At 46.8% G+C, this 19939-nt stretch carries 14 protein-coding genes; 8 read left to right on the top strand and 6 right to left on the bottom strand.

What is annotated here, in order from left to right; translation table 11 throughout:
• Nucleotides 1-83: 83 nt before the first annotated feature.
• Nucleotides 84-1604 (top strand): lysine--tRNA ligase, encoded by a 1521-nt coding sequence (gene lysS / locus ACMUEV_RS28095; RefSeq protein ID WP_190653027.1) that lies wholly within the window; start codon nucleotides 84-86, stop codon nucleotides 1602-1604.
• A 76-nt stretch (nucleotides 1605-1680) separates the two neighbouring features.
• On the opposite strand, the gene ACMUEV_RS28090 is transcribed toward lysS, so the two are convergent.
• From ACMUEV_RS28090 to ACMUEV_RS28070, 5 genes are all read right to left on the bottom strand, one after another.
• The gene (locus ACMUEV_RS28090) at nucleotides 1681-3486 is read right to left on the bottom strand and encodes a M61 family metallopeptidase (RefSeq protein WP_190653028.1); all 1806 of its coding nucleotides are present in this window, start codon (nucleotides 3484-3486) and stop codon (nucleotides 1681-1683) included.
• 116 nt (nucleotides 3487-3602) lie between these two features.
• The gene (locus ACMUEV_RS28085) at nucleotides 3603-4295 is read right to left on the bottom strand and encodes a Crp/Fnr family transcriptional regulator (RefSeq protein ID WP_026148354.1); all 693 of its coding nucleotides are present in this window, start codon (nucleotides 4293-4295) and stop codon (nucleotides 3603-3605) included.
• A 75-nt stretch (nucleotides 4296-4370) separates the two neighbouring features.
• Nucleotides 4371-5222, bottom strand: coding sequence for a 3'(2'),5'-bisphosphate nucleotidase CysQ (locus ACMUEV_RS28080; protein ID WP_017285870.1), 852 nt, complete (start codon nucleotides 5220-5222; stop codon nucleotides 4371-4373).
• A 26-nt stretch (nucleotides 5223-5248) separates the two neighbouring features.
• Nucleotides 5249-5428, bottom strand: a complete 180-nt coding sequence (locus ACMUEV_RS28075; RefSeq protein WP_017285871.1) for a hypothetical protein — start codon at nucleotides 5426-5428, stop codon at nucleotides 5249-5251.
• 1 nt (nucleotide 5429) lies between these two features.
• On the bottom strand, nucleotides 5430-6509 hold the full coding sequence (locus ACMUEV_RS28070) for a PIN/TRAM domain-containing protein (protein ID WP_017285872.1): 1080 nt from the start codon (nucleotides 6507-6509) through the stop codon (nucleotides 5430-5432).
• Nucleotides 6510-6829: 320 nt separating this feature from the next.
• Between ACMUEV_RS28070 and hemW the strand changes: the two genes are divergently transcribed.
• A complete protein-coding gene (gene hemW / locus ACMUEV_RS28065) occupies nucleotides 6830-8008 on the top strand; it encodes a radical SAM family heme chaperone HemW (protein WP_190653029.1) in 1179 nt (392 codons plus the stop codon).
• Here the strand turns inward: hemW and dps are convergent.
• Nucleotides 7998-8564, bottom strand: coding sequence for a DNA starvation/stationary phase protection protein Dps (gene dps, locus ACMUEV_RS28060; RefSeq protein WP_190653030.1), 567 nt, complete (start codon nucleotides 8562-8564; stop codon nucleotides 7998-8000). The two genes, hemW and dps, sit on opposite strands and share 11 nt — an antisense overlap.
• Before the next feature lie 177 nt (nucleotides 8565-8741).
• Here dps and ACMUEV_RS28055 point away from each other — a divergent pair, with 177 nt between their 5' ends.
• From ACMUEV_RS28055 to ACMUEV_RS28030, 6 genes are all read left to right on the top strand, one after another.
• On the top strand, nucleotides 8742-11228 hold the full coding sequence (locus tag ACMUEV_RS28055; RefSeq protein WP_190653031.1) for a filamentous hemagglutinin N-terminal domain-containing protein: 2487 nt from the start codon (nucleotides 8742-8744) through the stop codon (nucleotides 11226-11228).
• Between the two features lie 258 nt (nucleotides 11229-11486).
• Complete coding sequence (locus ACMUEV_RS28050) at nucleotides 11487-13889, top strand: S-layer family protein (protein WP_348251551.1); 2403 nt, start codon at nucleotides 11487-11489, stop codon at nucleotides 13887-13889.
• 114 nt (nucleotides 13890-14003) lie between these two features.
• Complete coding sequence (locus ACMUEV_RS28045; protein WP_190653033.1) at nucleotides 14004-15674, top strand: filamentous hemagglutinin N-terminal domain-containing protein; 1671 nt, start codon at nucleotides 14004-14006, stop codon at nucleotides 15672-15674.
• A gap of 54 nt (nucleotides 15675-15728) precedes the next feature.
• A protein-coding gene (locus tag ACMUEV_RS28040; protein ID WP_415354656.1) for an IS1 family transposase occupies nucleotides 15729-16474 on the top strand; the annotation gives its coding sequence in 2 pieces (ribosomal slippage) (nucleotides 15729-15984 and nucleotides 15984-16474; 747 coding nt in all).
• A gap of 75 nt (nucleotides 16475-16549) precedes the next feature.
• Nucleotides 16550-17341 (top strand): S-layer family protein, encoded by a 792-nt coding sequence (locus ACMUEV_RS28035; protein ID WP_190653909.1) that lies wholly within the window; start codon nucleotides 16550-16552, stop codon nucleotides 17339-17341.
• A 103-nt stretch (nucleotides 17342-17444) separates the two neighbouring features.
• The gene (locus tag ACMUEV_RS28030; RefSeq protein ID WP_242045018.1) at nucleotides 17445-19904 is read left to right on the top strand and encodes a beta strand repeat-containing protein; all 2460 of its coding nucleotides are present in this window, start codon (nucleotides 17445-17447) and stop codon (nucleotides 19902-19904) included.
• Nucleotides 19905-19939: the final 35 nt, after the last annotated feature.

Raw genomic sequence — 19939 nt, 5'->3', positions numbered from 1 at the left:
GTGAATTTCAAATTGATAATTGCGATGTCCACTTCTTTGCCCGTTGCACTTCTATAATAAAAGGCTGCATTCTCTCAATTTCTATGTCAGACGAACTTCGCCAAACTCGGATCGAAAAGGTTGATCAACTCAAGCAGTTGGGGATCAATCCCTATGCCTATCGCTGGGAATCAACGCACTCTGCGGCACAGTTGCAGGAAAAATTTGCTGAGTTGCCGAGCGGTGAAGAAGACCCGATCGAAGTTGCGATCGCAGGTCGGATTATGCTGCGCCGCTTCTTGGGTAAGTTGGCATTTTTTACTATTCAAGACGAAACCGGAACGATTCAGCTTTACTTAGAAAAAAAGCGGATTCAAGAAAACATGGGCGAAACTGCATTCAAGCAGCTCGATAAGCTCTCAGATGCAGGTGATTTCTTGGGCGTGAAAGGCACCATCAAGCGCACCGATAAAGGCGAATTATCGATTTACGTGAAAGAGTACACCATCCTCACGAAGTCGCTGTTGCCCTTGCCGGATAAGTGGCATGGTTTAACAGATGTCGCAAAACGCTATCGTCAGCGCTACGTCGATTTGATTGTGAATCCTGAAGTGCGCGATACCTTCCGCAAGCGGGCTTTGATCACGGCTGGAATTCGGCGTTATTTAGATGAGCAAGGCTTTATTGAGATTGAAACGCCTGTGTTGATGAGTGAAGCGGGTGGAGCGGATGCGCGTCCGTTCATCACGTATCACAACACGATGGACATGCAGTTGTATCTGCGAATTGCGACAGAGTTGCATCTCAAACGTTTGATTGTGGGCGGATTTGAGAAAGTGTTTGAACTGGGTCGAATTTTTAGAAATGAAGGGATTTCGACTCGGCATAATCCGGAGTTTACGTCGATCGAGGTTTATCAAGCCTACGCCGACTATCACGACATGATGAACCTCACCGAGGCAATCATCACAACCGTAACTCAGAATGTGATCGGGACACTCAAGCTGACCTATCAAGGTGAACCCGTTGATCTGACTCCACCCTGGAGACGAGTCACGATGCACGAAATTGTGCAGGAAAAGACTGGGATCGATTTTGCAGCATTCACCGATTTAGAAGCGGCAAAAGCGGCGGCAAAAGAGGCTGGATTGCAGAATATCGAGGATTGTCCTTCGATCGGCAAATTACTGAACGAGGCATTTGAACAAACAGTCGAAACGACCTTGATTCAACCGACGTTTATTTTGGATTATCCGGTCGAAATTTCTCCGCTAGCGAAGCCACATCGATCGAAGCCCGGACTGGTTGAACGCTTTGAATTATTTATGGTCGGTCGTGAGACTGCCAATAGTTTTTCAGAGTTAACTGATCCCTTAGATCAGCGTGAACGTTTAGAAGCTCAAGCTGCTCGAAAAGCGGCTGGAGACTTAGAAGCCCAAGGCGTTGATGAGGACTTCTTAACAGCGTTGGAATATGGGATGCCGCCAACGGGAGGTTTAGGAATTGGTATCGATCGATTAGTGATGCTGCTCACCGATGCTGCAAGTATTCGCGATGTCATTGCCTTCCCATTGCTCAAGCCGGAAAAGGTGGAGGCGGATGAGGTGGAGAAGAAATCGAGTTAGTCGTCAACTGCGCTCAGTTTGGGAGTGGGAGTAGGGAGAACCTAGGCTCGGATTGCTCCCACTCCCATTATCAGATTCACTTCTCAACTGAACGGCTAACTGCACTTAATGGCACACCGAGCCAGCCTTCAAAATTGCTTTGTTGTAGAGGAGAAGGTTGTTCAATCGCTTCGATCGCAAATTGTGTCGCGCGCGGAGAACCTAGCGTCAGAGATCGCGTTTTTAATTCATCCCCATGAAACAGAGTCAGTTCGATCGTATCTCCGGGTTTGTAATCTCTTAAACGCTCCTCAAACTGACCTGACGCAACTCGTAATCCATCGATTGCGAGCAATTCATCACCCGGATCGATCCGAGCTTTCTGAGCAGGTGATCCCGCTTCAACAAACTTGATCATTTCTCGCCCGTTCTCGGTTTTTACTGTCATCCCGGTTAATGGAGGCAGCGTTGCAGCACCAGCATTTGAACTGAGCCGTAATCCAAATCCAGCCAAATATTCATCAAATGGCAGTTCTTCTGTGCCGTGGAGATAGCGATCGAAGAAATTCGTCAAATCAAATCCAGCGATCGATTCAATCACGCTCGTTAAGTCTTCTGGAGTAAAGCCGATCTCGTCTTTTCCAAACTTCTCCCACATTTGGCGCATTACATCGTCGAACGATCGTTGGTTCGCGTGTTTGATCCGAATTGCCAAATCTAGCAGCAATGTCACCATCTCACCTTTGAGATAGTAAGAAATCTGAGAATTTGCGCTGTTCGCATCCGGTCGATAGAGTTTGATCCAAGCATCAAAGCTCGATTCACTTAACGGCTGAACTATCCGACCTGGCGTATTCAAATAGCGTGTAATTTCCTGACTCAAAGCATTTAAATAGGCTTTTGCATCATAGACCCCGGCTCGATACGGCAGAATCAAATCATAAAAACTGGTCGTTCCCTCGCTAAACCAGAGAGACGGGGTGTAGTTCTCACCTTCATAGTCGAATACTTCCAAAGCTTTTGGACGAATTCGTTTTACATTCCACAAATGGAAGAATTCATGGGCAACGAGCTGGATAAAGCGATCGTATTTGTCCTTCGCTCGAAATCCCAACCGAGAATAAATCAACGAACAGCAATCTTTATGCTCCAATCCGCCAAAAGAATTCGCCGTTAAATGGAGCAGAAAGAAATAGCGATCGTAGGGCAATCCACCGAATAGTTCTGCTTCGACTTCGACCACTTTTTTCGTGTCGTGAATTAAGCGATTGAGATCGAATTTTCCTTCTCCCCAAATCACAAATTGATGAGGTTTTCCTAACACATCAAACTCATAAGATTGATGTTTTCCAATCTCAAATGGGCTGTCAACTAATGTATCAAAATCTTTTGCAACGAATGTATTTTTCGCGATCGTGGGTAAAGCAGTGACAACTTTCCAATCTGGATACGGAGGCTCGATCATGACTTGAATCGGCTGATTCTGAAATCCTGGAACGTAGAAAAATAGAGCGGCTCCGTTGAAATAGCCGTGATTTTCATCCAGATGATTCGTTCTGACCGTCAATTCGTTCGCAAAAATTTGATACCGAAGCTCGATTGAGTCTTTGCCTTCAGTTGAAATTTGATAGTGATTTTTCGCTAATTTTCGCCAGGGTGAGGCAGACTTAAAGCCTTGGAGATGCCGAGAATACTCGCGCACCAGATACGATCCCGGTGTCCAGACTGGCATTTTGAGATCGACTGTAGCAGATTGGCAATTCCGGATTTGTAGCGTCACCTCGAAAAGATGCGTCTCTGGCTGAGGCATCGCGATCGCATAATGAAGCGTGAAAGGTTTTACAGGATCGGAAACTTCTTGAGACTGCTGTGATCCTGCCCAATCAAAATCTTCACGGTTCATGCTGATGCTCACTTAATTCTCAAAACGGCTCTCCCCTATCATACGAATCTGATTCCAAAAATAAAACGGTGTCAGATCAATCGACCCGACACCGAAATTTCAACTCTAAAATCGAACTAAGGTTTTTTGGTTGCTAACTGCATCAACTGTTTTAAATTCACTAAATGAATCACTTGCTGATCGGGATTAATTTGAATCCAGCCTTTGCTATTTAATTTTTCTAGAATCTTGCTCGTTTCCTCGGTTGAAATATCCGATACATCTGCCAAATCCTTCGCTGGAATGTTGAAAATATCAACTCCTGATCCTGAAGTCTGTCCATAATTCTCGCCTAAGCTGACTAAGGTATTGACTAACTTGATCGCAGGCGGTTGATGTCGTAACTGAAAACGAAAATTCGTTTGGCGTAACCGTCTGACCATCAACTGCAACATACGATGATGCAACTGAGGATCTTTGAACAAAGTCTGGATAAAGCGCTGCGCCGAAATGCTCATCAGTCGGACATTCGAGAGGGCAATCACATCCGTCGATCTCGGAGATTCGTCTAAAATTGCCATTTCTCCGAAGAAATCCCCACGCCCTAAAATTGCCAGCGTCGAAACATCTTCACCTGTTCCAGAATGTCGGCGAACCTTGACCCAACCCGAAACAACAAAATACACTGCATTGCCCCAAGCATCCTCCATCAAAACGGCTCTGCCAGAGGGGTACTCGTGCTCGGTTGCGACAGAAAGTAACCAGTCTAGGGTTTCTGGATTTGCTGCCGCCAGTAACGGAAATAACTCACTGAATACTTCGGTCTGCATTGCGCGATCCATGGAGAAAAGGGGTCAGTATTAACGTTCCCTTTTTTCTCACCGTGATATCCATCACAGCCAAACTCAATATGAGAGTTGGGGATCAAGAACATCTCTTAAGCGCGGCAGTAAGAATTCGATCGCAGCAGGTTTGCCAATGACAATCGCTTGCTGATGCGCCAAACTCTCTAAATCCAAAACTTCCGGCGTAAATTCAATCGGTTTGCCATCGAGATCAAGACAGACTAATCCCGCAGCTTCGGCGATCGCCATCGGAGCCACCGTGTCCCAAATTTTGACGCGGCGATTCAAATAAATATAAACTTCGGCTTTGCCTAACACCACATTCATTACTTTCAAGCCGAAGCTACCAGGGGATCGCAAAAATTCAATTTCAGGGATCGCAGCCCCAATTTTCTCAGATGTATTTCTGAAATCCTTGTCGCCAATAATGACGCGATACGAATTCGGAGGTGAGAGCGGGCTAAAGCAAGGTTGAGGATCTGCGTTACCCAAAACTTCCCAGACTCCAAGATTTTTTCCGCCGTAGTAAAGAATGTCGTGCTCAGGAGCGTACACCCAACCCGCGATTGCACGCTGCTGCTCTAACAGTCCAACTAAAACGGCGTAATCGGGATCGCCATGAATAAAGTCCTGCGTTCCATCCAGGGGATCAATACACCAAAATCTTGGATAGTCAGACTGATAGCGTTTTCGAGAGTCGGCATTTTCTTCTGTGATAATGCCGTCTTGAGGGAAAAGCTGGGTAAAAAATTCAGACAGTTGGCGATCGAGCGTTTGATCCACCGTGGTGACAAAATCACCGGGCGCTTTTTGAAACACTTCAAACTTTTCAGCAGAGAGAGTTTTTGCTTGTTGTCCACACGATCGAACAATTTGGCGAATCTCGGTCAGTTGGGCAGAATTCAGAGACATGGCGGATAGTAAGGAATTTAGTGATCTTAACGTTTGTGGGCTTTCCAAGTGCCGCCATAGAGATAGAAGGGATTGTCTTGACTGACTTGATTCCAGCAGTCTCGACATACAAAAATCCACTCCCCTAACTCATCGTATTGAATACGGTAGAGCACTGGAGCGGATTTGTCACAGAGCGCACATTGTTTTTCTCGGACTCGACTCATTTCAAGCGACAGCCGATGTTTTCGGCTTGGCAAAAATCATGCGACCTGCAGAGGTCTGCAATGAACTAGTCACCACGACTTGCAGCTCACCACCAACATAACTGCGCCCATCTTCAACCACAACCATTGTGCCGTCGTTTAGATAGCCAATGCCTTGAGCAGGCTCTTTGCCTTCTCGCAAGATTTTCAGGTCGATGCTGTCGCCCGGCAAGTATGAAGGACGAATCGCTTGGGTCAAATCGTTGACATTCAAAACCGGAACTTTCTGAACCGTTGCCACTTTATTCAAGTTGTAATCCGTGGTTAAGAGCGTTGCGCTGATCTCTTGAGCCAGGCGCACCAGTTTTGCATCCACGGTTTGAATATCGTCGTAATCTGCTGAATGAATGATCACTCGATCGGGATAACTTTCTCGAACCCGATTCAAAATGTCGAGTCCACGCCGTCCGCGCACTCGTTTTTGATCGTTGGATGCATCTGCGACTTGCTGGAGTTCTTGTAAGACAAACTGCGGCACGAGCAATTGACCTTCTAAGAATCCTGTATCTAACAGATCAGCAATTCGACCGTCAATGATGCAACTCGTATCGAGTACTTTCGTAGTCGCAGGTTTAATCGTTCCCTCAGACAAAAGCAGCGTTTCTGCACTGCTCGGATTGATTAACCGTAACAGCGATCGCCCATGCACATCCGCAAGTGACATGCCTGAAACCGAAAACATAATGCTGCCAACCACAGCAACCAGCGGTTTTAAGAATGAAAACTCTGGAGGAATCGGCAGTAAGAACGTTGGCGCAAGGAGCAAATTGGCAACGAGCAGTCCCATGACTAAGCCGATCGCGCGACTCAGAAGCGTATAAGCTGGAAGTTGACGGATTTGGCGCTCGATACGGCGGAATCCGCTTTGCGCGATTAGCCCGATCGCTAAGCCAAACATTGCCCCAAATCCCGCACAGACCCAGCGCAGTGCATCTGGATTTGAGACTTGTTGCAGTACACTTCCCGGCAATGCTTCAATGCCATGAAAGCCCGTTCCCGCCCCTGCTAGGATGAATGAAATAATGATGATTGCGTCAAGCATAATGGGTAAGATGAGACGCATTTGATCGCGTCTGTACGGGAAAATTACGAGTCAAACCAAGTGCCAAGTCTCTGAGGCGAAATTAAAGACAGAAATTCGCCAGACTAGAATTTTAGAGTATGTCAGGCTTAGCGATCGGGCTTGACTTTGCACCATTATATCTTGAGAGCTTATCGATTCCTGTGTCCAAATACCGATTACATGGGAGGTTTACCGTATCTTAGTCGTAGTTTGTGATACAAATGCTGGACTTTCTGAGAGGCAACCGTCAGAGAGTTTTGAAAAACCAATATTTTGGTCTAAAAAATGAGTGAATTGTTATGGAATTTAATGTTCCAACTTCCGCGTATGTGCACATTCCCTTCTGTCGAAGACGTTGTTTTTATTGCGATTTTCCGATCTCGGTTGTAGGGGATCAACGAAATGGCAGGAATTCTGGAACTATTGCTCAATATATTGAAAAGCTCTGTGAAGAAATTGATCGCTCTCATGATTTTGGTGAACCGTTAAGAACTGTTTTTTTTGGCGGGGGTACGCCGTCACTTTTAGCGGTGTCACAGCTTGAGCAAATTTTAGATAAGCTCGATCACCGATTTGGCATTCTTTCAGATGCCGAAATTTCAATGGAAATTGATCCAGGAACGTTTGATCTCGAACAAATTAAAGGCTTCAAATCAGCGGGTGTGAATCGATTTAGTTTAGGCACTCAGGCATTTCAATCGGACATTTTGAAAGCCTGCGGAAGAACACACACAGTCGAAGATATTTACACTTCAGTAGATCTGATCCGGCAAGCAGGAATTGAGAACTTTAGTTTGGATTTGATTTCAGGTTTGCCGCATCAAACGATCGAGAGTTGGCAAGAGTCGTTAGAGCAAGCGATCGCGCTTTCTCCCACACATTTATCCACATACGATTTAACGATCGAGCCGCAAACTCCATTTGGGAAGCAATTGAAACCGGGTGAAAAGCCGCTTCCGTCTGATGAATTAACGGCTGATTTATACCGATTCGCACAACGCACGTTGACGAATGCGGGCTTTGAGCATTACGAAATTTCCAACTATGCGAAACCGGGATATCAATGTCAACACAATCGCGTGTATTGGGAGAATCGATCGTTTTATGGCTTTGGTATGGGAGCAACCAGCTATTTGAATGGCGATCGGGTTTCTCGCCCCCGCAAACTGAAAGAGTATTACGACTGGATTGGCACAGCACAATCTGAAGCCGAAGTAAGTCAAACTGATCTGATGTTAGATAGTTTGATGGTTGGCTTACGGCTCAAAGAAGGCATTGATTTAGCACAGTTCAAAACCCAATTCGGAGAAGCTGCGATCGCTGAAATTGTGAAATGTTTAGCACCCTATCAAACATCAAACTGGGTCGAAATCACAGCAGCAAGTATCCGACTCACTGATCCAGAAGGATTTCTATTTTCCAATGTTATTTTGACAACATTGTTCGCAGCTTTTGAAGAAGATGAGTCTACTTTTTAGACTTTTTCTTACCGTTGGTTGCTTTTGTTTCTGCTGAACTTCCGTTGGTTGAAACTGGAGTTCCTTCAGCTTGCAAATGTGCTTCTAGAAACCACAGACGTTTGTCGATCGCTCTGGATACCTCAGTGTACAAATCTGCTGTATCTGCATCTCCGAGGTCGTCTGTTTCCGAAATCCCATCTCGTAATAGTTTTGCGTAGGGTGCATACCGATCTGCTAAAGCAATCAGATGAGATTTGCCATCAAAAATATCGATCGGATATTCGGGGATCTCCGAGGTCTGTGCTGCAAGTCTTGCAGTTCCAAGCGCTGTGCCACCCAGAGCAGTCACTCTTTCAGCGACCAGATCGATAAACTCTTCCAACTCGGATGACATTTCATCAAACAACTGATGAAGCTGATAGAAATCCATTCCCTTGACATTCCAGTGAGCCTGCTTCACTTGAGTCTTGAGATCAAGTGTATTTGCTAAGGTCTGATTCAAAATGTCGATAATCTTCGATCGAACATTTGCTGGAAGATCAATTCGTGTGAAATGAAGCGGAGTACTATTCATATTCGTTTTTTTCAGGACGTTTCCTAATAGTCTAATCGCAAAACGAAACTTAGGAAATTGCCAAGAAATCCCCTCCGGTCACTCTAAAGGCTTGCTGACTTATCTTTTTATATAGATCAGAAAATAATGAATTAGGGAATCCTACGTTTGATTTTCCAGAATTTGAGGTTAAATGCGATGAGGCAGGCTGTCGCTGGATTAGTATGGGTTGGTCTAAGTACCATCGCACTTGGGTATACCGACCATATCCTCAGAATAGATCGAACTTATGCTCAAGTCCTTCTCGACAGCACCTTAGGAACGACAGTTCAAACGCTGAACAATCTCGACTTCACGATCGATGGCGGCACTCGTTCCGGCAATAACCTCTTTCATAGCTTCAGCCAGTTATCCATTCCTACAGGCGGCTCTGCTCTCTTCAACAATGCTACAGATATTCAGACTATCTTTGCTCGCGTCACCGGAGGCAACGTTTCTAATATTGATGGGCTGCTCAAAGCCAATAGCACGGCTAGTCTGTTTCTGCTCAATCCCAATGGCATTCTGTTTGGTGCCAATGCACAGTTGAATATCGGCGGGTCATTTGTCGGGACGACTGCCAATGCGATTCAATTTGCGGATGGCACTGAGTTTAGTGCAGTGAATCCCAGTAGTCTGCCCTTGTTGACCATGAGTGCACCGATCGGTTTACAAATGGGACAGAATCCAGGAGCAATTACTGTGCAGGGGCGAGGCAATCAGTTATTTGATATCACTGGTTTTGGTCAAGCCAGCGCGATCAACAGTCCTACTGGCTTACAAGCTGGCGCAAATCAAACGTTAGCCTTGATTGGTGGTGCAGTGACCTTCTCTGGTGGAGTTGCTTCTATCCAGGGCAGTGGGCATCTGGAAGTCGGGAGTGTCAGTCGTGGAACGGTTGGACTTCAACCCACTCCAACGGGCTGGGTTGGTGATTACTCAGCAGTACATCAATTTAACGATATTCATTTGGGGCAGGAATCGCTATTGAATGCTAGTGGGAGTAATGGTTCCATCCAGCTCCAAGGACAAAACATTCGCTTGACAGAAGGATCTGCGGCTTTACTTCAAAACCTTGGTTCACAACCGGCAGGGGGAATCACGGTCAATGCAAAAGGATCTCTAATATTGCAAGGCAATACTTCCAATGGTGAATTAGGGAGTTTGATCCAAAGTAATAACTTAAATAGTGGTCAGGTTGGAGACATTCTCATTTCTGCGGCTCAGCTATTTCTTCGAGATAGCTCTAGAATTATGTCTAGAACCCGAAGCGCCACTGCTGGAGCAAACATCAATATCAACGTTAATGGTACTACTGAAATTACTGGGTTTAACAACAGTAATCCAGCAGTGTACACAGCAGTTGCCACATTTTCAGTTGGCAGTGGCAATGCGGGTAACATCGCATTATCTACAGAAAATCTCAAGGTCTTGGATTCTGGCGCAATGATTTCGGTTGCTGCGCGTGATGGGAACACAGGCATAATCCAAGTCAATGCGGCTAAACAAGTCGAAATTGCGGGTTACAATCCAGTGGCATTTTCAGAAAGTTCTCTGTCTACCTATACCCAGGGGGCTGGCAATGCGAATCGTGCCGTGATCAACACAGCAAGATTAGTAATAACCGGGGGTGCATCTTTAGGATCCTCTACGGCTGCAACAGGTTCAGCGGGTAACGTAGAAGTAAATGCTTCAGAGTCCATCGAGATTGAAGGTCAGGGAACAGCAGGAAATGCGGTTGGAACGTTCTCTCGCATCTATTCCAATGCTGAAGAGGTCAGTCTAGAGATTCAAGCTGCATTTGGATTACCCCCCATTCCCAGTGGTAATTCGGGATCTTTAAAGATTAATACTCCCTCACTCCGCCTCAGCAATGGCGGCGCTGTGAGTGTCCAAAATGATGGCCCAGGCATTGGAGGAAATGTACAAATTATCGCCAATGATATCCAGCTAGAAAATCAGAGTCGCATTACTGCGGTGGCTCAATCAGGCGAGGGTGGCAATATTAACCTGCAACTTCGGGATCTCTTATTGATGCGTTCTGGTAGTAGCATTGCGGCAACAGCAGGCGGACAGGGAAATGGAGGGAATATTACCATCAATACACCCATTATCGTAGGATTAGAAAATAGTGACATTGTTGCCAACGCTGATCAGGGACGAGGCGGAAACATTCAAATTACCACTCAGGGCATTATCGGATTACAATACCGCGATCGCTTAACGCCAGAAAACGACATCACTGCTAGTTCTGAGTTCGGCGTGAACGGCACCGTTGAAGTTAACAATGTCGGCGTAGAGCCCAACTCTGGCTTAGTCGAGCTATCCCCAACCCTCATCGATTCAACCCGACAAGTCGCAGCGGGCTGTTCTGGGACTCAAAACAGCCGTTTTGTGATCACAGGACGCGGTGGAATGCCAGAAAATCCGGCTGAAACTGTGAGAAGTGAGCGTGCCTGGAACGATATCCGCGATCTCTCGGCTTTTCATAAACCTGCGATCGCTCAGGCTCCCAATTTATCACCCTCGATCGTAGAAGCGACAACTTGGTATCGCCATCCCCAAACGGGCAAAGTCGAGTTGGTTGCCACTGTACCGACTCAACCTCACATTGCTGCAACCTGTACGACTCCTTCTGTACTCTAGTGCCAATTGATTCGACCCTGCACTTAAAAATTTGGAGTTTTGACTCATTTCAATTTTCCATGACCTACAGTGGTTTGAGATGTCTATGAAACCTTACAAATAGGGAATTTTTGACTAATTCAAAACTTCAATTAAATCTATCGCCACATAAAATTTCTCTTGATGATTTTGAGGGCACATTAATTGAGTCGCCTATCTGTGTTAAGAGAAGTTTTCATGCTGCGAACAGTACTGAATTTTTTGTGCTTGGGAATATGTTTGAACCTCACCCTCCCGCTTCAAGCACAACAAGTACTTCCCGACTCTACTGTGAATACCCAAGTCACCCGATCGCTCAACGACTTCACCATCACAGGCGGCACCACTTCCGGCACGAATCTCTTCCATAGCTTCCAAGAATTCTCTATTCCCACAGGTGGCTCTGTCCTCTTCAACAACGCGACTAACATTCAAAACATCTTCACTCGCGTCACAGGCGGCACTGTTTCCAACATTGATGGCTTCATCCAAACCAATGGCACTGCCAATCTATTCTTGCTCAATCCCAATGGCATTCTCTTCGGTGCAAATGCTCGTTTGAATCTGGGTGGCTCATTTATTGGCACCACCGCCTCCAGTCTCAAGTTTGCTGACGGCACGGAGTTTAGTACGATAAACACCAGCACTCCGCCCTTGTTAACAATCAGTGCGCCGATTGGCTTACAGTTTGGCAGACCTTCGGGAAATATTGCACTACAAGGAACTGGACACCGTCTGACTGCCCAAGATTCCCTTCTTGCGCCCTACATTCCTACCACGTTTGAGGGGAGTTTAGCGGTAACGCCAGGTCGCACCCTCGCACTGATAGGGTCTACGATCAATCTCAATGACGGCATTTTACGTGCTCCGCAAGGGCGAGTCGAACTGGGCGGTGTGGCGGAAGGTGAGGTGAAACTCAATCCGCTCAATCAAGGCTTTGCCCTAGATTATGGGCAGGTTACTACATTGGGTGACATTCATCTTGCAGGACGATCGCTCGTCGAAGTCAATGGTATCAATGCGGGTTCAATTCAAGTACAAGGTCGTACGGTGAACCTCAGCGGCGGTTCTACATTATGGGCACAGAATCGAAGCAGCCAAAAGTCTGGAGATATTAATGTTTTTGCTTCCGATCGTGTGCAGTTATCCGGTACAACATCCGATCTCAAAATCCGCACGAGTATCATCAACGAAACCATTAGCAGCGGGATGAGTGGCAATATTAACATTGTGACACCCGATTTGAGTCTGATGCAGGGTGCACTGATGGGCAACCGGACTTATAGTGCTGCCAACAGTGGAACCATTAACATCACAACAACCCATTTGAATATTAGTGGGTATATCCCAAGCGATTTCTCAGCCTTTACCGCTCTAGGAAGTCTCACATTCTCCACAGGAAAAGCAGGTGATGTGCAGGTCAAAACCCGCGACCTCTCAATTGTAGACGGTGGATTTCTTGGCTCTACAACTTTTGCCAGGGGTGCAGGTGGCAATATTACGATCGATGCTGATCGCGTTAACGTGAGTGGTGCAACACCCGCCGGGAACACGAGTCTAATTGCTGCTACAACAAACGGTCGAACTGGCAATGCCGGAAATTTGTTGCTGAATACTCGGACGCTCATCCTGAGGGAAAGCGGTACGATTACAACCGCGAGTCTAGGAATTGGCAATGCCGGAGAGTTGACGGTCAATGCGACGGAATCGATCGATCTCAGTGGCACAGCACCCTTAGTGAGCTATGGTAGTGCGATCGCATCAAGCGTCAGCGCTCTGCCTACTGCCTATGCTTCCCAGTTATCGGGTGGAACCGTGCCCCCTATTATGGGTTCATCAGGAAGCGTTACCGTTAATACTCCGCTCCTCAGAATTAGCGATAACGGTAGGATTAATGCGAGTAACTATGGAATTGGCAATGCAGGGGCACTGAATATTAATACGGAAAAGCTAGAACTGAGAAATGTGGGTAGTTTATTTAGCTTTACCGCCTCAGGACAGGGAGGCAACATCAATGTCCAAACAAATTTGCTAATTCTGCGAGATAAAAGCTGGATTGTTACAACTGCTTTAGGCACAGGTGATGGTGGCAACATTACCATTCAGTCACCCATTATTCTTGGACTAAATAACAGTGACATTATTGCAAGTGCACTCACGGGTCGAGGTGGAAATATCAACATCACAACGCAAGGGATCTTTGGCTTAAAGGTTAGTCCTGAACTCACTGAAGGCAATGACATTACAGCCAGTGGTGGATCAGGTGTTGATGGAACCATTGAGATTAATAATTTGGGAGTGAATCCCAATTCTGATTTAGTCACGTTACCAGAAAATATCACGGATTCATCCCAAAAAGTTGTGCCAGGATGTTCTAACGATACTGGCAGTAGTTTTGTGATCACAGGACGTGGTGGAGTGCCGCAAAATCCAACTCAGACCGTGAGCCGCGATCGCTCTTGGAACGATATGCGTGATCTTTCGACTTTCCAAACAACAGCGATCGCTCAACCTAGTTCTGCTTCTACGATCGCAGAAGCAACAACTTGGTATCGCCATCCTCAAACCGGAAAAATCGAATTAGTCGCAGCACACCCTACCTACCTCAATCCATCTGCCACTTGTGCTAGCAACCCTCACTAAACTCAAAGCCTCTCTAGCCAATTCTCAACAGTATCCTTTTCCGACAGTCGAGATGATGTTCTGTGAGACACGGGCACTCTACATCTGACACTCCAGAATTTGAGGTTGAATGCAATGAAGCAGGCTGTCGCTGGATTGATGTGGGTCGCTCTAAGTACAGTCACACTCGGATGTGCCGACCTGATCCTCAAAATCGATCACACTGTTGCTCAAGTCCTCCCTGACTCCTCCCTCGCAACCACTGTCCAAACGCCGAACAACCTCGACTTCACCATCGACGGGGGCACTCGATCCGGCAACAACCTCTTCCATAGCTTCAACCGATTCTCTGTCCCCACAAACGGCTCTGCTAGTTTCAATAACGCGACAGATATTCAAACGATCTTTGCTCGTGTCACTGGAGGCAGTGCTTCCCATATTGATGGACTGTTAAACACGAATGGCACTGCTAGTCTTTTTCTGCTTAATCCCAGTGGCATTCTGTTTGGAGCCAATGCAAGATTGAACATTGGCGGCTCCTTTGTGGGAACGACTGCGAATAGCATTCAGTTTGCCGATGGGACTGAGTTTAGTGCAGTCAATTCCAGTAATCCACCTTTGCTGACCATGAGTGTGCCAATCGGTTTACAGATGGGACAGAATCCTGGCAGTATTACCATCCAAGGTCAAGGCAATCAACTGATCGATAGCACTGGCTTTGGAACGATCGATGCTAGCAATGCTCCTCTTGGACTACAAGCCGGAGTCAATCAAACCCTAGCACTGATCGGTGGTGCTATAACCTTCTCTGGTGGCGTGATCACGACAAATGAAGGAGGGCATCTAGAAATAGGCAGTGTCCGTGCTGGACAAGTTGGACTCAAGACGACATCTACAGGTTGGACAGGAAATTACTCCACGGTGCAGCAATTTAACGATATTCATCTAGCGCAACAATCACTACTAAATGCCAGCGACGGCACTGGTTCTATCCACTTGCAAGGACGCAACATTCGCTTAACTGAAGGATCTGCTGCTTTGATCCAAAACTTTGGAACCCAACCATCAGGAGGAATTTCAATCAATGCGACAGGTACGCTGAGCTTAGTCGGCAATACAGCCAATCATCAGTTGGGCAGTCTGATCGAAATCGATAACTTTGGCACTAGTCAGACAGGAGATATTACGATTTCTGCTGCCCAAATCTCTCTCCAGGATGGCGCAAGAATTTCAACAATTGGCAATCAAGTCAACGGTGGAACCATTACAGCGAATGCGAGCGGCACGATCGAGGTCAGTGGCTTTAACTCCACAAATCCACTCCTTTATTCTGCCCTTGTCACATTTTCTTTCGATATGGGTAACGCAGGGGACATCAAAATAATTGCGAATAACCTTAGAATTCTCGACTCTGGCGCTGTTACATCTGTCTCGCTTCAGTCTGGGCAGACTGGCACTATACAAGTAGATGTCGCTGATCAAATCGAAATTGTAGGGTACAATCCTATTGCATTTTCAGAAAGTTCGCTGTCTACATTCGTGCAAGATTCTGGAAATGCAAGGAGTGCTGTTATCAACACAGCTAGATTGGTGATCCAATCAGGAGCATCTCTGGGATCGTCTACCTTCGCAACTGGCTCAGCCGGCAGTGTGACAATTAATGCTGCGGAGTCCATCACTATAGAGGGTCGTGGAACTGAGGGAAATGCAATTGGGACAACCTCTCGGATCTTTTCAAATGCTGAGAGGCTCAGTCCAGATGTTCAAGCTGCTTTTGGGCTACCTGAGATTCCGGCAGTGTTCTAGATGTGTGGATATATGGCAGAATGAAAACGATGTGTTAGAGGGCTGAGTCTAGAGATGGTCCTAGAACCTGTTCAATGTCCCGATTGCCAGAGTGTGGATGTCGTTAAGCATGGTCGCAGTGCTGCTGGAAAACAACGGTATTGTTGCCGTAACTTAGAGTGTTCCAGACGATCATTTATCTTGAACTTTAGCTATCGAGGACGACTGCCTGAAGTCAAAGCGCAAATCAGTGACATGGCAATCAACGGCAGTGGTATTCGTGATACCGCCAGAGTGTTGAAGATTAGCCCAACGACTGTGATTGAAACGCTGAAAAAAAGTCAAGCCAACTTGAACAAGTAAACACAAGTCTGCTCGAACAGCACCAACCGGATAACACGGCAGTCATGGTCGTCAGAGTCGAGGCGGCGGAGCTGGACGAGATGTGGAGTTTTGTCGAGTCAAAGCAGCATCAACGATGGTTGTGGCACGCGATTGACCATCAAACTGGAAAAGTACTTGCCTATGTGCTAGCCACCCATGAAGACTCAGCTCTTAAGCAACTTCAGCAACTGTTAGCTCCTTTTTCGATTCAGCGGTTTTACACCGATAGTTGGGGAGCTTACTTGCGATTGCTAGATGAGCAGCACCATACGGTTGGCAAAGCCAACACACAGCGCATTGAGCGGAAGCATCTAACTTTGAGAACTCGGATCAAGCGACTTGCCAGAAAGACGATCTGTTTTTCCAAGACTGAGAAGATGCATGATACTGTGATTGGATTATTCATCAACCGTCATGAGTTCGGGCGAGCAGTATAACGTTATGCCCACACATCTAGAACACTACCTGAGATTCCTAGCGGTAATTCAGGTTCTTTAATCATAAACACTCCATTGCTCCACCTATTAGATGGAGGATCTCTCAGTGTCCAAAATGATGGGCCAGGCATTGGAGGAAATGTGCAGATTATCGCCAATCGCCTCCTGATAGAGAATCAGAGTCGCATTACTGCGGCAGCTGAATCAGGCGAGGGGGGCAATATTAACCTTCAACTTCGGGATCTCTTATTGATGCGTCACGATAGTAGCATTACGGCAACGGCAGGCGAAAAGGGAAATGGAGGCAATATTACGATCAATTCACCCATCATTGTGGGATTAGAAAATAGCGATATTGTCGCCAATGCTGTGAGGGGTCAAGGCGGAAACATTCAAATTACCACTCAGGGCATTATCGGATTACAATACCGCGATCGCTTAACCCCCGAAAACGACATCACGGCGAGTTCTGAGTTCGGCGTGAATGGCACTGTTGAAGTCAACAATGTCGGCGTTGATCCTAACTCTGGCTTAGTCGAGCTATCCACAACTCTCATCGATTCAACCCAACAAGTCGCAGATGGCTGTTCTGGTTCTCAAAACAGCCGTTTTGTGATCACAGGACGTGGCGGAATGCCAGAAAATCCGGCTGAAACTGTGAGAAGTGAGCGTGCCTGGAATGATACCCGCGATCTCTCAGCTTTCCAAAAACCAGCGATCGCTCAGGCTCCCAATTTATCACCCTCAATCGTAGAAGCGACAACTTGGTATCGCCATCCCCAAACGGGCAAAGTCGAGTTGGTTGCCACTGTACCAACTAAACCTCACATTGCCGCAACCTGTGGCTCCTCTACAACTGCGCTCTAGTGTCAAGTAATTCGACCCTGCAATTAAATTCTTTACACAACATTTCTCTTGATGATTTTTGGGGCACATTGACTGAGTCTCCTATTTGTCAAGAGAAGCTTCTATGGTGCGATCCGTGCTACACTCCGTGCTCTTGGGAATGTGTTTGACCCTCACTCTTCCGGTTCAAGCGCAACAAGTCCTTCCCGACACGACCCTCAATACTCAAGTCACACGATCGCTCAACGACTTCACCATCACAGGCGGCACGACTTCCGGCACGAATCTTTTCCATAGCTTCCAAGAATTCTCTATTCCCACAGGTGGGTCTGCTCTCTTCAACAACGCGACTAACATTCAAAATATTTTCAGTCGTGTTACGGGTAGCACCATCTCCAACATTGATGGCTTAATTCAAACCAATGGCACTGCCAATCTATTCTTGCTCAATCCCAATGGCATTCTCTTTGGTGCGAATGCTCGTTTGAATCTGGGTGGCTCATTCTTGGGAACAACTGCAAATCGTCTCAGATTTGCCGATGGTACAGAGTGGTATGCCGACAATGTAATGGCACCCCCTTTGTTAACGATGAGTGTTCCTGTGGGATTGCAAATGGGGAGCAATCCGGCATCCATTACTGTTCAAGGAACAGGGCACGCTCTGAGTAATCCCAATCCTAGTGGGTTGCCTCCCATCGCTGTAGTTCCCAGTGCGACAGAATTGCGCGTTCAACCAGGACAAACCCTCGCCTTGATGGGCGGCAATTTGAATCTCAATGGTGCAACTCTAAGCGCCCCACAGGGACGAGTCGAATTAGGTAGTCTGAGTGGTGCAGGTCTGATTCACCTCATTCCTACCGCCCAGGGGTATCGCTTGGACTATGAGCAGGATCAGAGCTTTGGAAATATTCAACTCACCCAAAAGTCGCTTCTCGACGTGAGTGGCGTTAATGCCGGATCGGTACAGCTTCAAGGGCGAGAGATTCAATTCACCGATGGTTCACTGATCCTGTCACAAAATTTTGGTTACCTGCCGGGTGGGGAAATTCGCCTGCGAGCTTCAAACGCGATCGACATGATTGGTGCAACGGACTCACGCATTTGGAGTGGAATTCGGAGTGAAACGTTTGGCATTGCAGCAGGAAGCAACGTCAGTGTTGTTACTCCCAAGCTAACTGTCCAAGCAGGGGCAGGATTGAATACTTCAACGATAGGAACGGCTACAAGCGGGAATATTGACATTCAGGCAACTGCCATTGAAGTATCTGGTTTTTCACTCAGCAATCCTAGGAGTGTGAGTAGTCTCAGCACCTCTAGTTACTACAGTTCGGGAAATGCGGGTGACATTCTGGTCAATGGGGATAGTTTAGTCGTTTCCGGTGGCGCTTCCTTGAGTTCAGCAACCTTTGGCAGCGGTGCGAGTGGGCAAGTTGCAATTCACAACAATCAAACAACGATCACGGGCGGCAACGGCTTCGGATTCCAGAGCGCTATTGGTTCAGTCACGTTTGCAACCGGAACTGCTAAGGCTCTCACCCTGGAGACAGATCGGTTACAAATTCTCGATGGCGGAACCCTTGCAGCAACGACATTCTTTATGGGAAATGGCGGAGATCTGAGAATTAACGCGGCAGAATCTATCGAGATCAGAGGATACAATCAGAGCAATAATAGCAGCATCAACTCTTCTGTCCTATCCTTAAACCCACAACTGCGGCAGCAATTTGGGCTTCCCGATATTTTAATCGCAAATGCAGGCAGTGTTAGCATTTCCACACCTAATCTAATCTTGACAGATCGCGGCACCGTCAGTGTGACGAATCAAGGGGATGGCAATGGTGGTACGCTGAGCATCAAAGCTAATACTATTCAATTAGATCGTCAAGCTAGCATTCAGGCACAAACAGCGTCAGGAAATGGCGGAAATATTGATTTAGCAGTTGGTAAGCTGTTACTGCTACGGAGCAATAGCGCGATCGCGGTAACTTCGGGTGGAAATGGTAACGGTGGGAATATCACGCTCAATTCGCCTGTGATCGTAGGATTAGAAAATAGTGATATTGTCGCCAATGCAGCACAAGGTAAAGGCGGAAATATCCAAATTACGACTCAAGGCATTATCGGATTACAATACCGCGATCGCACAACACCTGAAAGCGACATCACTGCTAGTTCCGGAATCGGCGTAGATGGCACCGTCGAAGTGAACAATGTTGGAGTTGATCCGAACTCTGGCTTAGTCGAGTTATCCACCACATTGATCGATTCAAACCAACAAGTCGCGGCTGGCTGTTCCGGGACTCAAGGCAGTAGCTTTGTGATCACGGGGCGAGGTGGAGTGCCTCAGAATCCGGCTCAAGAGGTGACCCACGATCGCACCTGGAATGATGTGCGTGATCTTTCAGCTTTCCACAAACCCTCGATCGCTCAGTCGCCAAATTCATCACCCTTGATTGTAGAAGCATCGGCTTGGTATCGCAATCCTCAAACTGGAAAAGTCGAATTAGTTGCAGCACATCCTACTTCCAGCACTCCATCTGCCACTTGTGCCAGCAAACCTCGCTCAACTGAAAGCCCTTCCTAAGTTTCTGCTTGCCAACAGTATCTTTTTTATACAGC

This window comes from Leptolyngbya sp. FACHB-1624 (assembly GCF_047649235.1).
Lineage (GTDB): Bacteria > Cyanobacteriota > Cyanobacteriia > Leptolyngbyales > Leptolyngbyaceae > Leptolyngbya > Leptolyngbya boryana.
The sequence above is the reverse complement of the archived record's forward strand: the minus strand, read 5'-3'. Positions and strand labels throughout refer to the sequence as shown.